This is a genomic window from Arthrobacter sp. TMN-50 (genome assembly GCF_054511125.1).
This window is the reverse complement of sequence record NZ_JBTNDG010000007.1, coordinates 59,032-72,827: the sequence shown is the minus strand read 5'-3', so window position 1 is coordinate 72,827 and position 13,796 is coordinate 59,032. Positions and strand designations below refer to the sequence as shown.

Annotated in this window: 15 protein-coding genes; 12 read left to right on the top strand and 3 right to left on the bottom strand. The window is 66.2% G+C overall.

Annotated features, from left to right (window positions below):
• Positions 1 to 78: 78 nt before the first annotated feature.
• On the bottom strand, positions 79 to 342 hold the full coding sequence (locus ACX80A_RS10215; protein WP_459259593.1) for a MoaD/ThiS family protein: 264 nt from the start codon (positions 340 to 342) through the stop codon (positions 79 to 81).
• The gene (moaA, locus tag ACX80A_RS10210) at positions 343 to 1,422 is read right to left on the bottom strand and encodes a GTP 3',8-cyclase MoaA (protein WP_459259592.1); all 1,080 of its coding nucleotides are present in this window, start codon (positions 1,420 to 1,422) and stop codon (positions 343 to 345) included.
• Between the two features lie 153 nt (positions 1,423 to 1,575).
• Here moaA and ACX80A_RS10205 point away from each other — a divergent pair, with 153 nt between their 5' ends.
• The 10 genes from ACX80A_RS10205 to ACX80A_RS10160 all read left to right on the top strand — a co-directional run bounded on the left by ACX80A_RS10205 (position 1,576) and on the right by ACX80A_RS10160 (position 9,817).
• Complete coding sequence (locus ACX80A_RS10205) at positions 1,576 to 2,382, top strand: response regulator transcription factor (RefSeq protein ID WP_459259591.1); 807 nt, start codon at positions 1,576 to 1,578, stop codon at positions 2,380 to 2,382.
• Entirely contained in the window at positions 2,372 to 3,577 is a 1,206-nt protein-coding gene (locus tag ACX80A_RS10200; RefSeq protein WP_459259590.1) for a sensor histidine kinase, read from the top strand. The genes ACX80A_RS10205 and ACX80A_RS10200 overlap by 11 nt, the downstream gene beginning before the upstream one ends.
• Before the next feature lies 1 nt (position 3,578).
• Entirely contained in the window at positions 3,579 to 5,138 is a 1,560-nt protein-coding gene (locus tag ACX80A_RS10195) for a molybdopterin-dependent oxidoreductase (RefSeq protein ID WP_459259589.1), read from the top strand.
• Between the two features lie 73 nt (positions 5,139 to 5,211).
• Positions 5,212 to 6,567 carry a molybdopterin molybdotransferase MoeA gene (locus ACX80A_RS10190; protein WP_459259588.1) on the top strand — a complete coding sequence of 452 codons (1,356 nt, stop codon included), beginning with the start codon at positions 5,212 to 5,214 and terminating at the stop codon, positions 6,565 to 6,567.
• A gap of 13 nt (positions 6,568 to 6,580) precedes the next feature.
• Positions 6,581 to 7,066 carry a cyclic pyranopterin monophosphate synthase MoaC gene (moaC, locus tag ACX80A_RS10185; protein ID WP_459259587.1) on the top strand — a complete coding sequence of 162 codons (486 nt, stop codon included), beginning with the start codon at positions 6,581 to 6,583 and terminating at the stop codon, positions 7,064 to 7,066.
• Entirely contained in the window at positions 7,063 to 7,545 is a 483-nt protein-coding gene (locus tag ACX80A_RS10180; RefSeq protein WP_459259586.1) for a MogA/MoaB family molybdenum cofactor biosynthesis protein, read from the top strand. Before moaC ends, ACX80A_RS10180 begins: the two co-directional genes overlap by 4 nt.
• Entirely contained in the window at positions 7,535 to 8,017 is a 483-nt protein-coding gene (locus ACX80A_RS10175) for a molybdenum cofactor biosynthesis protein MoaE (RefSeq protein WP_459259585.1), read from the top strand. Before ACX80A_RS10180 ends, ACX80A_RS10175 begins: the two co-directional genes overlap by 11 nt.
• Before the next feature lie 42 nt (positions 8,018 to 8,059).
• Complete coding sequence (dapB, locus tag ACX80A_RS10170) at positions 8,060 to 8,818, top strand: 4-hydroxy-tetrahydrodipicolinate reductase (RefSeq protein WP_459259584.1); 759 nt, start codon at positions 8,060 to 8,062, stop codon at positions 8,816 to 8,818.
• An 8-nt stretch (positions 8,819 to 8,826) separates the two neighbouring features.
• A complete protein-coding gene (locus ACX80A_RS10165; protein ID WP_459259583.1) occupies positions 8,827 to 9,309 on the top strand; it encodes a hypothetical protein in 483 nt (160 codons plus the stop codon).
• Positions 9,310 to 9,367: 58 nt separating this feature from the next.
• On the top strand, positions 9,368 to 9,817 hold the full coding sequence (locus ACX80A_RS10160) for a hypothetical protein (RefSeq protein WP_459259582.1): 450 nt from the start codon (positions 9,368 to 9,370) through the stop codon (positions 9,815 to 9,817).
• Here ACX80A_RS10160 and ACX80A_RS10155 read toward each other — a convergent pair.
• Positions 9,814 to 10,986: a heparan-alpha-glucosaminide N-acetyltransferase domain-containing protein gene (locus tag ACX80A_RS10155; RefSeq protein WP_459259581.1), complete on the bottom strand. Its 1,173-nt coding sequence runs from the start codon at positions 10,984 to 10,986 to the stop codon at positions 9,814 to 9,816. The two genes, ACX80A_RS10160 and ACX80A_RS10155, sit on opposite strands and share 4 nt — an antisense overlap.
• 88 nt (positions 10,987 to 11,074) lie before the next feature.
• Between ACX80A_RS10155 and dapA the strand changes: the two genes are divergently transcribed.
• Positions 11,075 to 12,022 carry a 4-hydroxy-tetrahydrodipicolinate synthase gene (gene dapA, locus ACX80A_RS10150; protein WP_459259580.1) on the top strand — a complete coding sequence of 316 codons (948 nt, stop codon included), beginning with the start codon at positions 11,075 to 11,077 and terminating at the stop codon, positions 12,020 to 12,022.
• Positions 12,019 to 13,710 carry a ribonuclease J gene (locus tag ACX80A_RS10145; RefSeq protein WP_459259579.1) on the top strand — a complete coding sequence of 564 codons (1,692 nt, stop codon included), beginning with the start codon at positions 12,019 to 12,021 and terminating at the stop codon, positions 13,708 to 13,710. Before dapA ends, ACX80A_RS10145 begins: the two co-directional genes overlap by 4 nt.
• The last annotated feature ends 86 nt before the right edge of the window (positions 13,711 to 13,796 follow it).

Genomic DNA, 13,796 nt, shown 5'->3' with positions numbered 1-13,796 from the left:
CGTGGGAGTTGGCCAAGGGACCGCGATGCTCCTGGAGCGCGTCTAGCTCGTGCTCCGGGGGTGAAGGCACCGGTAAGGCTAGCCGCCGGCAAAGGGCGGCAGGATGTCCAGGACATCGTCGACGCCGAGCACGCGGCTGCGATCCCGTGCCGCCACCTCGTTGAGGAGGAAGCTGCTCCGGGCAATGACCTCGGGCATCGCCGGCGCGCCAACCCGAACCGGGAATGGGTAACGGGAGGTGATGTGCTCAAGCACCACGTCGATTGTTGAGGCGTCGAGGTCCAGGCGCTCTTCCGCGACACCGGCTGCGGCTTGCGCGGCGCCGAAATATCGAACTAGCATCTAGCCGCCAATCGCGCTCATGCTGCGGTCCGGCTGCACAAAGTCGGCGGACCCGAGACCCACATGACCCATCCCGTGTGCCTTTGGCTTGGCCCACATGGCGTCCTGCCAGCGGGCGGCGATGGCGTCGTCGTCGGCGTCCGACCGCAAAAGGTCCCGCAGATCGGTCTCTTCACGCGAAAACAGGCAGCTCATGATCTTGCCCTCGGCGGTGACGCGGGTGCGCCGGCAGTCGGCGCAGAACGGCTCGGTCACCGAGGCGATAATTCCCACGGTCCCGACAACGATGTCGGGTGCCGCGATCCGGCGCACTTCCCAGCGTTCGGCGGGGGCGCCGTCGCGGTTCCGCGGATCGGGCGTCAACACAAACTTGCGCTCCAACAGGGTGCGCATTTCGAGAGCCGTGATCATCCCGTCGCGGGTCCACCCATGATCGGCGTCCAGGGGCATCTGCTCAATGAACCGCAGTTCGAACCCCTTGGAGACCGCCCATTCGAGAAGATCGGGCGCCTCCTCCTCATTGATGCCACGCATCAGGACGGCGTTGATCTTGACCAGGCCCAGCCCTACCTCGGCTGCCGCCTCGATGCCGCGCAGGACCCGGTCGAGAAACGGACGGCGGGTCAGTTGGGCGAACGTGTCCGGGTGGAGGGAATCCATTGACACGTTGATCCGGCTCAGGCCAGCGTCCTTGAGGGCACGGGCCTTCTTGTCCAGGCCGAGGCCGTTGGTCGTCATCGAGATCGGCAGGTCAGCGTGGTTGGCGCGAATGTCACCGATGATCTGCAACAGGTCAGCGCGGACCAGCGGTTCCCCGCCGGTCAGGCGCAGTTCCCGCACACCGAGCGAATCGACCCCGATCCGCACCAGTCGGACGATTTCCTCCCGCGACAGCACAGCCGATTTTTGCAACCAGTCGAGCCCCTCAGCGGGCATGCAATAGGTGCATCGAAGGTTGCACTTGTCGGTCAGCGACAGCCGCATGTCAGTGGCCTTCCGGCCGAAACTGTCCATGAGCCCTGGCCCGGCATCGGTGGGACGCTGGACCCCGATATGCGGCATTCCCAGTTCAATTCCCATCCCTTGAGATTACGCCCTTTCAGCCGGTGCCACTATTTCGGGGTGGACACGGGGGTCTGCTGAGTTCCCCCAAATCCTTACAAAATGCGAACAAATCGCCCGTCAGCCGGTAATCGGGACGGTGATGCACCCCACGAAATCTAGGATGGGAGAGTGTCCAACCCCTCGAAAACGCCACGCAGCTCCAGCCCCGGGGGCGTTGTGCCCGGGACGCGGCGGATCCTGCTGGTCGAGGACGAATCGGTACTCCGCCAGGTGGTGAGTGACTACCTTCACAAAGAAGGATTTACAGTGGACACCGCGACAGATGGGGTCACGGCGCTGCACCTCGCCCAGACCAGCAGGCCGGACCTCATGATCCTTGACCGAATGCTGCCCGGCCTGGACGGGATGGAGGTCTGTCGGCGGATTCGTTCCGCCCCGGCCTACCCTTCCGGCCGTACCCTTCCGATCATCATGCTCACCGCACTCGGAACCGAGGACGACCGCATCCGTGGCCTGGAGGCCGGCGCGGATGACTATGTCACCAAACCCTTCTCGCCCCGTGAACTAGTCCTCCGTGTGCATTCAGTCCTTCGCCGCGGAGTCCCCGACCCTCCTGCTGAGGAGGCCGTCGTCATCGCAGGGTTTCGCCTGGACCCCCTGGCCCGGACGGTTGAACACCGTGGAGCTGAGCTGAGCCTGACCGTACGGGAGTTCGAACTCCTGGCCTGGTTCCTGCGCCATCCCCAGCAGGTATTCACCCGTGACGAGCTGATCCGCTCCGTCTGGGGTTGGGAATTCGGCGACCTGTCAACAGTCACCGTCCATGTCAGGCGTGTCCGGGAGAAGATCGAGGAAGATCCCACCCGTCCCCATGTGCTGCAAACCGTCTGGGGGGTCGGGTACCGCTTCAACACGGCCGGGGCAGCCACCGAACCCGGCCCAGAAGATCGCGGGGGAGACAGCGATGACCGCTGACCAGCTTCTCTCCATCGTCTCCCTTGCCCTCCTGTGGGCGGTGGTGATCGGTGCTGCGACGTTCGCGCTGCTGCGTCTGCTGCGCCGTTCGTCCCTGGTGGTCCAGTTCTGCCTGGTGCTGTTCGCAACCATCGGGGTCCTCGTGGCGGGCATGATCAGCGCCGTCAACGCCATGGTGATCACCGCCATGGACCTGCAGATCATGTGGTACATCATCGGTGTTGCATCACTGGTGGCGCTCGGCCTCTCGTTGCTGCTGGGTACGCGGGTGGCACGGAACGCGGTGCAATTGGCGGCGGCGGCGCGCAGCATCGGGGCGGGAGAGATCATCCAGTTCGGCCCGGAATCCATGAGCTCGGAGCTGGCAACCCTGGCACAGGAGCTGGAAAAGACCAGTGCCCGGCTGGATGAATCACGGCGCCGGGAAACAGCAATCGAGGATTCACGCCGGGAGATGGTCACCTGGATCTCCCACGATCTCCGGACCCCACTGGCAAGCATGAGGGCAATGGCAGAAGCCCTCGAGGACGGCCTTGCCGCTGACGTTTCCGGCTACCACGCCCAGATCATCTCCCAGACTGACCAGATGGCGGTGATGATCAACGGGCTGCTTGAGCTGTCGAAAATTCAGGAGGGTAGCCTGCACTTGTCGTCTGAGCCGCTCCACCTGTATGACGTGGTCAGTGATGCCATCGCGGACCTGATGCCGCTGGCGGCCCAGAGGGGCGTTGCCGTTGACGGCGCCGGAGGGGACAACCCGGTTGTGCTCGGTGACGGGCCGGTCATGTCCAGGGCAGTTCGCAACCTGATCCTCAACGCCATCCTCTACACCGGCGAAAAAACCAGCGTCCGGATCAGCCTGGCCCGGATGGGTGGCAGCGCGGTGCTCAAGGTGGCTGACGAGTGCGGCGGGATCGCCGCCGACGACCTGGAACGGGTTTTTGTCGCCGGGTGGCAGAAGAGCCCCCGACGAGAAACCAGCGGCTATCCGGGAACCGGGGTGGGACTCAGCGTGGCCGCCGGAGTGATCAGCGCACACGGCGGAACCCTGGCCGTGGAGAATACTCCCGCCGGCTGCTGCTTTACGGCTGTGCTGCCGCTGGCCGGGCGCTGCGACGACGGCGACAGCCCCACCAACCCACTGGATGGCACGGGCACCCTCGGTGGCACAGGCACCGCAGAGGAAGCACGCTGACATGACACGGACGAATGGCTGGGCAGCCCTCGCAGGCATGATCGCCGTTTCCATCGCTGTGATCGCGGCTGAGCTGGCTGCAGCACTGGTGAGCCCCTCCCTGTCCCCAGTGACGGCCATCGGTTCCACGGTCATCGATGTGCTGCCGCCGGGGGTGAAGGACTGGGCGATCGAGACGTTCGGCACAGCCGACAAACTGGTCTTCCTCATCACCATGTTCATGGTCATTGCGGTGGCCGCCGCGGGCGCCGGGATGCTTGAGTACCGCTGGCGCCGTGCCGGGGCCGCAGTGGTACTCGCCTTCGGGCTGGCGGGGATCGCCGCGGTGGCCACCCGGCCGCAGGCCTCGACGGCGTCGTTCACGGCCCCGGTGGTCGCGCTAGTGCTTGGCGTCATACTGATCAGCGTCCTCACGGACCGGCTGCTTGAGTGGCAGCCCCGCAGTGCAGCCGGCGTCGGTGTTCCAGCCCCGGTGGCGCGTCGCCGGTTCCTCGTCGGTGTGGGGGTGGGCGGCATCGTTGCCGCCGTGACCGGAGCCGCGGCCGCCGCGGTCCGGAACAGCCAGTCGTTGGTGACGCAGGCCCGGGAACTGATCGTTCTGCCAACACCGAGGCCGACGGCGAGCGCCACCCCGGGCCGCGCAGCAGTGATTCCCGCCGGGGCGGATCTGCGCGTCGATGGAGTCCCGCCTCTGGTCACCCCCAACGACGACTATTACCGGATCGACACGGCGCTCGTGGTGCCCGTGGTCGACCCGAACACCTGGCGGCTGCGGGTCACCGGGATGGTGGAACGGGAGGTTGAACTCTCCTTTGATGAGCTGCTCGCCATGCCCCTGGTGGAAAGCTACATCACCCTCGCCTGCGTATCGAACGTGGTGGGCGGGAACCTCATCGGCAACGCCAAGTGGCTCGGCTGGCCGGTCCGCGAACTGCTGGCCATGGCGGGGGTCCAGGATGGCGCTGACATGGTGCTCTCCCGCAGCATTGACGGGTTCACCGCGAGCACCCCACTGGCAGCGATGACCGATGACCGGGACTCGTTGGTCGCCGTCGGGATGAATGGCCAGACCCTCCCGATGGAGCACGGCTTCCCTGTGCGCCTGGTGGTTCCCGGCCTGTACGGGTTCGTGTCGGCGACCAAGTGGGTGACCGAGTTGAAGGTGACCCGATACGCCGACGACGTCGCCTACTGGTCCACGCGCGGCTGGTCCGAGCGCGGCCCGGTCAAGACGTCGTCGAGGGTCGACGTACCGCAGGGCAACTCGACGGTGCCGGCGGGAGCAGTCACAATCGCCGGGTATGCCTGGGCCCAGCACCGGGGAATCGAGAAGGTCGAGGTGCGGGCCGACGAAGGGCAGTGGCAGACCGCCCGCCTCGGGACCGAAATTTCCAGGGATACCTGGCGCCAATTCTCCGCCGAGGTGAAACTCGAACCGGGGTCCCACACCGTGCAGGTGCGCGCTACCGATGCCACTGGCAGGGTCCAGGCGGACCAGCCCTCACCGGTGGCGCCCGATGGGGCAACGGGCCTCCACACCGTGTCGTTCACCGTTTCCTGACCTCCCCTTCTCTGACCATGCCGGGGGCTAGGGTGGAGAACCAGAGGCAACCGTGACGGCAGGTAGGGACCCCATGATCAGAAGCGTCGAGGAACATCAGCAGGCAGTGCTGGGGCTACTCCGGTACAGCAGCAGCTACCCTGCCGGTAGCCGGGACGACGACGGCGAGGGCCACCTCGTTCTTTCCCTCGCTGATGCCCGGGGCCGGGTGTTGGCCACCGACCTGCTGGCGCCGGTGAGCCTCCCCCCCTTCGACAATTCCCAGATGGACGGGTACGCCATCCATGAGGCTGACCTGGGGTCGGCAGGTGATCCGGCTCTCGTGCGCAGCCTGCTCGTCGGCGCACCCATTCCAGCGGGGATCGAACCGCCGGAGCTGGTGCAGGGCACCGCAGCGCCAATCATGACCGGCGCCATGATCCCGCGCCACACGGGAGCCGTTGTCCCCATCGAACGGGTAAACCCGGCACAGTTCTACTCGGCAGAGGACTATCACTCGGGGGTGGAACTGACCGTAGACCTTCCCGAAACCGTCGAATCCGGAGCGTTCATCCGTCGGACCGGCAGCGACATTGCCGCCGGGACCGCTGCGCTCGCCGCCGGTACGTTGCTGGGGCCCGCCCATCTGGGGCTCCTCGCCGCGTGCGGCGTAGCCTCGGTCCCGGTGCGCCGACCGTTCACTGTGCTGCTGTTGACCACCGGCGACGAAGTTCAGGAGCCCGGCAGCACCCCTCAACCCGGCAAGATCTTCGACGCCAACACCACCCTCCTGGAAACTGCGCTCCTCGACGCGGGCGTCGCCGTCGTCCGCCACCGCCTCATGAATGACAACCCGGAGCTCCTGCGGGAGGCTTTTTCTGCCGTCGCCAGCAGCGGCATCCACCTCATCCTCACCACCGGCGGTATCAGCCAGGGCGCCTACGAAGTGGTGAAACAGGCGCTGGCCAACAGCAGCGTCGAGTTCCTCTCGGTGGCCATGCAACCGGGCGGGCCGCAGGCGCTCGGGACGATCGGCGGGGTACCGTTCCTCGGGTTCCCCGGCAACCCGGTCAGCGCACTCGTGTCCTTCGAAATGTTCCTCCGGCCAGCACTCACCGCCGTCGCAGGCGTCCCGCACCCACGGGTGTCGCTCACCGCGGCCCTTGAAGACGACGTCACCTCGCCGGAGGCGAAACACCAGGTCCGGCGTGGCTGGTACACCACCCGGGCGGCAGCCGGAGAGCCGGTCGGAACGGTTAGGCTGGTAGGCGGCCCCGGGTCACACTTGATCCACGCGTTGGCGGAATCGAATGTGCTGGTTCATTTTCCCGCCGGCACCGGAAGCCTTGCAGCGGGGGACCTTGTGTCCGTCTGGCTGGTGGATGGGGTGCAGGGCAGCCCTGCTTTCGGGATCCCGGCCAGCAGTAGTCCGATCCAGCAGCAGTACTGACAGTAAGGACAGCATGACCGAGAAAACCGGCCCGGCGTCGCTGAGCCATGTCCGCGAGGACGGCAGCGCCCACATGGTCGATGTGTCAGCCAAGACTGAAACGTCGCGCGAGGCCACCGCGCAGGCCGTCCTGCGCACCACCGCCGAGGTGGTGGGATTGATCACCGCCGGCGGCCTACCGAAGGGAGACGCTTTGGCGGTCGCCCGAGTGGCCGGGATCATGGCCGCCAAGCAGACCGCCACCCTGATCCCGTTGTGCCACCCGCTGCCGCTGAGCAAAATTACGGTCGACTTCGCGGCCGCCGACGACACGGTCACCATCACCTGCCTGGTCAAGACGACGGCGGTCACCGGCGTCGAAATGGAAGCACTGACCGGAGCGTCGCTGGCGGCGCTGGCTCTCTACGACATGATCAAGGCAGTGGACAAGCGCGCCGTTATCACCGACACCCGGGTACTGGCGAAGTCCGGCGGCAAAAGCGGGGACTGGACGGCATGACCGGGCAGCGCACCGCAGCAGTGATCATCGCGTCCACGCGCGCCGCTGCCGGGGTCTACCAGGACGAGTGTGGCCCGGCCATCCTCAGCTGGCTGCAGGAAAACGGTTTCTCGACGGAGCCGGCACGCGTGGTGCCCGACGGCGACCAGGTAGGCCTGGCGATCGGCGAGGCCCTCACCGGTTCACCATCGGTGCTGATCACCAGTGGCGGCACCGGGCTCAGCCCCGACGACGTCACCCCCGAACAAACCGCGCCGTACCTACAGCGGTATCTGCCCGGCATCATGGAATCCGTCCGCCGCGTCGGTACCGAAAAGGTGCTGACTGCGGCGCTGAGCCGTGGGCATGCCGGTACCGCGGGCACCACTTTCGTTATCAATCTGCCCGGCTCGCCGGGCGGGGTCAAGGACGGCCTGGCCGTGCTCAAACCATTGTTGGGGCACATCTGCTCCCAGCTGGAAGGAAAAAGTGAACACTAGCCGTGTGGTGCAGGTGTCCCTCGCGGACCACAACATCAGCCTCGACGAGGCCCTCGCCCAGGTCGACGCTGCGGACTGCGGCGCTGTGGTCGGGTTCGGCGGCGTGGTCAGGAATCACGACGGCGGCCGCGACGTCACCTCCCTGAGTTACACGGCGCATCCCAGCGCCGAGCGGATCATTGCCCAGATCGCCGACGAGATCGCCGCCCGGTACGACGGCGTCCGGATCTGGGTGGCGCACCGTATCGGCCCGCTGGCGATCGGAGACCCCGCCCTGGTGGCAGCAGTCGCCTCCGCCCACCGCGGTGAGGCCTTCGCCGCGTGCTCCGAACTGGTGGACACGGTCAAGGAGAGGGTCCCCATCTGGAAGGAACAGTTCTTCACCGATGGCACGGTCGAGTGGGTCGGGGCTGGCAGCGCAGGCTCCGCGGGGGGCACCGCAGAATCCACAGCCACCGGGGCGGACTCCTGACCCAAATGGGCAGGTGGAGGCCCGGTTCAGTACGCTGAGGTAATGACTGAACAACTTGCCGTGGCCGTGCTGGGTGCCGCCGGGCGGATGGGGTCGGAGGCCGTGAAAGCCATCGACGCCGCGCCGGACCTCGAGCTCGTCGCCGCCTTGGGGCGGCACGATTCCCTGGACGCCCTCGTCGCCGCGGGGGCGCAGTGCATCGTTGACCTGTCGGTTCCCGATGCCACCTTCGCGAACGTGGCGTTCGCCGTCGAGCGCGGCATCCACGCCGTTGTGGGCACCACCGGTTGGGACGACCCCAGCCTGGACCGGCTCCGCACCCTCCTGACCGACCATCCGGCGACCGGAGTGTTGATCGCCCCCAACTTTGCGCTCGGCTCGGTGCTCGCCACTGCTTTTGCCGCCCGCGCCGCCAGGTACTTCGAGTCGGTGGAGATCGTCGAACTGCACCACCCCGACAAAGTGGACGCCCCTTCGGGTACCGCGGTCCGGACGGCGGCCCTGATCGCACAAACACGCCGCGAAGCTGGCCTCCCCGCCAGCCCCGATGCGACCACCAGTGAGCGCGGCGGGGCCCGCGGAGCCGACGTCGACGGCGTACGGGTGCACTCGGTGCGGCTGCGCGGTCTGGTGGCGCACCAGGAGGTGCTCCTTGGTGGTGCGGGCGAGCAACTCACTATTCGTCATGATTCGTATCATCGCGAGTCGTTTATGCCCGGCGTGCTGCTGGGCATCCGCGGCGTCGCAGCCCACCCCGGCCTGACGGTCGGGCTTGACGGCTACCTCGATCTGGAAGCGTGAAACCCCGCATGGCTGAAACTGTTGGATTCCTTGGCACCGTGAAGCGCCACCGCGCCAAGGTGGGGGTGGCACTGGTGAGCCTGCTGCTCGTCTTCTGGCTCGTCGTCGCACTACAACGCAGCATCATCCTCCTGGCCGACCCGGACCTGGTGGCCAAAGCCCTGGGGCTCGCCTACCTCCTGTTGCCGCTGATCGGCGGGTGGGCCATGATCCGCGAGCTCCTGTTCGGGATGCAGACGTCGACGATGGCCAACGAACTAGACGCCGAGGGCGGGCTTCCCGTCGATGACCTGCCCCGGACTCCCGCGGGCCGAATAGTCAGGTCGGCGGCCGACGCCCGGTTCCCCGAATACCAGGCGGCGGTGGAGGCAGCACCAGAGGACTGGCGGGGCTGGTTCAGACTCTCCTGCGCCTACGATGCAGCCGGGGACAGGACCCGCGCCCGGCGCTCCATGCGGACGGCCGGGAAGCTGTACAAAACTGCCCACTAACTTTCGGTGCCGAGTGAATTTGGTTGGCACCCTGGCAGATGGTCCGTATAGTCGCCACATGGGGACTGAAAAATACGATACGAACCGGGTCATCATCACTGAAGTGGGCGTTTCCGGTGAGCGTCATGCTTCAAACGACGACGACGACGACGACGACGAGGGCGGCGCGGGGCAGCGTGGCACCGACGACCGGACCCGCGGGCCACGCGGTACGGGCAACCGGTCTGTCAACCCATTCTTCGTCGGAGCGTGGCTGCTGGCCGGGTCGATGGTGGCTGCCGGCGTGATGTCGGTGGTGTTCTCCCTGAAAGGTTTGAATCCCTACGTAATGTTCTTACCGGCACCAGATGGTGTCGGCGAATCAACCAGCTACCAGATCCTGATGAGTCTGCTCATCAGTCCGGTCGGCGCAGGTCCGCTGTTCCTCGTTGCCGGCTGCATGCTGGCCGGGCTCCTCCTGGCAGTCCACGGCAGGAACTACACCCGCCGACGCTCCAGCCTGGTTTAGCTGCTCACACCGGTCCGAGCCGCCCGGGATGCACCCGAGGTCAACAGTTCCAACGGCCCGCGGGCATTGACCTTCAGTAAGAGCACCCCCAGGACAACGAACACCACCACCTGGCCCCAATAGACCAGTGATGGCTCCGGCACTGGATCCTGAGCGTCGACAATGCTCATGGTCCAGATATGAATGGTGTACAGGGTCAGGGTCACCGCGCCAGCCGCCGACAGGGGAAGTAGGGCGGCGTTGAACCGCCGGGTCGCGAGCAGGCACAGCCCGATCACCAGGGCAGCCGTACCGCTGGTATGGAGCAAATCCAGCGGGGACCCCGAATGGGGAGCGCTGACCGCCAACCACCACCACGAGCCCGACTGGTCGACACCGGTCAGGCTGACGTTCATCATCGCCTCGAGCGGGTATCGGCGGCCGTCGGGGGTCTGCAGTAGCGCAGCCAGGCCACCGGCCGGGCCCAGCAGATAGCCGCTGACAGCCTTCGCTGCGATGGCCGCCGCTGCACCCGTCACCACCAGGCCCAGTTGCACCCGAAGGTCCTTCAGGGGCAGCCGACCGACGACCATTCCAATCAGGAGGTAGCTCAGCCATTGCAATGCCGGATAATAACCGGTCACAGTAATGTCGGCCAACAGGGTCGCTGGCTCCAGCAGTGTCTCAAACAGGGGATTGCCACCAACCGAGGGCGGATTCACCGTTGCAGTGATCCACGGGCGCAGCAGGTAGGCGGCGACGGGGGACAGCAGCACCCAGCCGGCAGCCCACCACGCGAGGCGCCCCAGGGGCATCGCCACGAACGGCAGCGCGAGCAGGAACAGCACCCCATAGTGAAACAGGATGATCGCGATGTTGGTCTCCAGCCCGCCCAGGATCAGCCCGATCAGCAGGATCACCGCCGCGCGGGCTGCGATACCCCGCCGGTCCATCGCCAACGCCGGGTGGTTGTGGATCCGGTTTCCACCGGTCAGCAGGGCCAGCCCGAGGCCAGCGACGACGGCGAACAGGGCCGACGCCCGCCCGGAGAAGACCAGCGCCACCCAGGTGGCGGCCACGGTCCCCGGAACGTAGAGCGGGAAAATATGGGTGCTCATCATCCCGAAAAGAGCTACGCCGCGTGCGGCGTCGACCCCGCTTACTCGACGGGAAACGGTGGGGGATGCCATGACCTGATCGTCTCACAGGGCGTCGCATCCACGCCGCGGCGCTGCGCTGCGGACGCCAAATGACGCCGAACCGGGTAACGTTTTACCCATGCCTCACACCGACACCCGCACCCTTCCCTTCGGCACCCTGGCCATCGCGATGGTGACCCCGTTCCACGCCGATGGCAGCATTGACTTCGACGCCACGGCCCAGCTCGCCAGTCAACTGGTCGACGACGGCTGCGACGGGCTGGTCATCTCCGGCACCACCGGGGAAACCTCAACACTGGAGGACCAGGAGAAGGAAGACCTTTTCAGGGTAGTTGTCGAAACGGTGGGCGGGCGTGCCAAAGTGATCGCCGGCACCGGCACCAACCACACGTCCCACTCGGTCGAGATGGCCCGGCGCGCCGAACGTGCCGGCGTCGACGGACAGCTGGTGGTCACCCCCTACTACAACAAGCCCACCCAGGCCGGGGTGCTGGCCCACTTCGAAGCGGTCGCGGCAGCCACCGACCTGCCCATCATGATCTACGACATTCCCGGCCGGTCCGGGATCCCGATCCGCACCGAGACTATGATCCGGTTGGCTGACAACCCGAAAATCGTTGCCCTCAAGGATGCGAAAGCAGACTTCGCCGAGATCACCCGGGTCCTCGCCAACACCACCCTCGACGTGTACTCCGGCGACGACGGCCTCACCCTGCCGTGGATGATCGCCGGAGGCGTGGGCGTGGTCAGCGTCAGCGCCCACGTCGCGACCGCCCAGTTCAGGGCCCTGGTCGACGCCGCCGGTGCGGGTGACGTCGCCACCGCCCGCCGGATCCACTTCGAGCTGGACCCAGTGGTCCGCGCGGTCATGACCCACATTCCCGGAGCCGTGTCGGCGAAGCAGATCCTCAGGATGCAGGGCCTGATCCCCAACGCTGCAGTCAGGCTTCCCCTCGTGGGGCCTTCCGCCACCGAGATGGAACCCATTCTCGCCGACCTGGCCGAAGCGGGGATGAATTTCGACCGCCCGCGCTCCACCCGGACCGCTGACGGAACCCCGGCATGACGGTGTCGGCCGCCACAGCACTCATCACCCCACCGGACCTGGCGCCGGGTGTGCTCCGCATCGTCCCGCTGGGCGGGCTGGGGGAGATTGGCCGGAACATGGCGGTCTTTGAGCTGGACGGCAAACTGCTCATCGTCGACTGTGGCGTGTTGTTCCCCGAAGAAACCCAGCCCGGCGTTGACCTGATCCTCCCCGACTTCTCCTACCTCGAGGACCGGCTCGACGACGTCGTCGGCCTGGTCCTGACGCACGGTCACGAGGACCACATCGGTGCTGTCCCGTACCTGCTGCGGCACAAGAAAGACATCCCGCTGATCGGCTCCCAGCTCACCCTGGCCCTGATCGAAGCGAAACTGCAGGAACACCGGATTACCCCCTACACCCTCACCGTCACCGAGGGGCAGATCGAACAGTTCGGCCCGTTCGAGTGCGAATTCGTAGCGGTCAACCACTCGATCCCTGACGCTCTGGCCGTGTTTATCAGAACGACCGCTGGCAACGTCCTGCACACCGGCGACTTCAAGATGGACCAGCTCCCGTTGGACGGGCGGATCACCGACCTCCGCGCGTTTGCCCGGTTGGGCGAGGAGGGGGTCGACCTGTTCATGGTCGACTCCACCAACGCCGACGTGCCCGGCTTCACCACCGCTGAACGGGAAATCGGTCCCGTGCTGAACCGCCTGTTCGGGCAGGTCACCAAACGGATCATCGTCGCCTCGTTCTCATCCCACATCCACCGGGTCCAGCAGGTCCTCGACGCCGCCGAAGCCCACGGTCGCTTCGTCTGCTTCGCCGGGCGATCCATGGTGCGGAACATGACCATCGCCGCGAAACTCGGGTACCTCAAGGTCCCCGAGGGAATCCTCGTCGACATCAAAAACGTCGATAGCCTGCCTGACGACAAGGTGGTCCTGATGTCCACCGGGTCCCAGGGCGAGCCGATGGCTGCCCTGTCCCGGATGGCCAACGGCGACCATAGGATCACAGTCGGGAAGGGGGACACGGTGATCCTCGCGTCTTCCCTGATCCCCGGCAACGAGAACGCGGTATTCAGGGTCATCAACGGGCTGCTCAAGCTCGGCGCCGACGTCATCCACAAAGGCAACGAGAAAGTCCATGTCTCAGGGCACGCGGCAGCCGGCGAACTGCTCTACTGCTACAACATCCTCAAGCCGCGCAACGTGATGCCGGTGCATGGGGAAACCCGGCACCTGATTGCCAACGCCCGCCTGGCCGAGCAGACCGGCGTCCCCACCGAGAACGTGCTGCTCACTGACGACGGGTCGGTGATCGACCTGGCGAACGGGGTCGCCCGGGTGGTTGGTGCAGTGGAATGCGGGTTCGTTTACGTGGACGGATCGAGTATCGGGGAGATCACGGACGCCGATCTCAAGGACCGCCGCATCCTCGGCGAGGAGGGGTTCATTTCCATTGTCACTGTGGTCAACCGGAGCACCGGCAAGATTGTGTCGGGTCCCGACATCCACGCCCGTGGTTTTGCCGAGGACGACTCCGTGTTCGACGAGATCAAGCCCAAGCTGAACGCAGCACTCGAGGAAGCCGTGATGAGCAACAAGGATCACACGGTCTACCAGCTCCAGCAGGTGGTCCGCCGGGTGATCGGCACCTGGGTCAATCGCCGCTATCGCCGCCGGCCCATGATCATTCCGGTGGTCCTGGAAGCCTAGACGACCGGGCAGGCAGCACGCCTGCCCGCCGGGACCCGGGACCCACTGGGCATAGGCGTCGATGCCCACCGAACGCGCTCACCTTG

Bases quoted from the DNA above. Each gene is read 5' to 3' on its own strand.
- ACX80A_RS10215 (WP_459259593.1), bottom strand. From the start codon at position 342: ATGCTAGTTCGATATTTCGGCGCCGCGCAAGCCGCAGCCGGTGTCGCG.
- moaA (WP_459259592.1), bottom strand. From the start codon at position 1,422: ATGGGAATTGAACTGGGAATGCCGCATATCGGGGTCCAGCGTCCCACC.
- ACX80A_RS10200 (WP_459259590.1), top strand. From the start codon at position 2,372: ATGACCGCTGACCAGCTTCTCTCCATCGTCTCCCTTGCCCTCCTGTGG.
- ACX80A_RS10195 (WP_459259589.1), top strand. From the start codon at position 3,579: ATGACACGGACGAATGGCTGGGCAGCCCTCGCAGGCATGATCGCCGTT.
- ACX80A_RS10190 (WP_459259588.1), top strand. From the start codon at position 5,212: ATGATCAGAAGCGTCGAGGAACATCAGCAGGCAGTGCTGGGGCTACTC.
- moaC (WP_459259587.1), top strand. From the start codon at position 6,581: ATGACCGAGAAAACCGGCCCGGCGTCGCTGAGCCATGTCCGCGAGGAC.
- ACX80A_RS10180 (WP_459259586.1), top strand. From the start codon at position 7,063: ATGACCGGGCAGCGCACCGCAGCAGTGATCATCGCGTCCACGCGCGCC.
- dapB (WP_459259584.1), top strand. From the start codon at position 8,060: ATGACTGAACAACTTGCCGTGGCCGTGCTGGGTGCCGCCGGGCGGATG.
- ACX80A_RS10165 (WP_459259583.1), top strand. From the start codon at position 8,827: ATGGCTGAAACTGTTGGATTCCTTGGCACCGTGAAGCGCCACCGCGCC.
- ACX80A_RS10160 (WP_459259582.1), top strand. From the start codon at position 9,368: ATGGGGACTGAAAAATACGATACGAACCGGGTCATCATCACTGAAGTG.
- ACX80A_RS10155 (WP_459259581.1), bottom strand. From the start codon at position 10,986: ATGGCATCCCCCACCGTTTCCCGTCGAGTAAGCGGGGTCGACGCCGCA.
- dapA (WP_459259580.1), top strand. From the start codon at position 11,075: ATGCCTCACACCGACACCCGCACCCTTCCCTTCGGCACCCTGGCCATC.
- ACX80A_RS10145 (WP_459259579.1), top strand. From the start codon at position 12,019: ATGACGGTGTCGGCCGCCACAGCACTCATCACCCCACCGGACCTGGCG.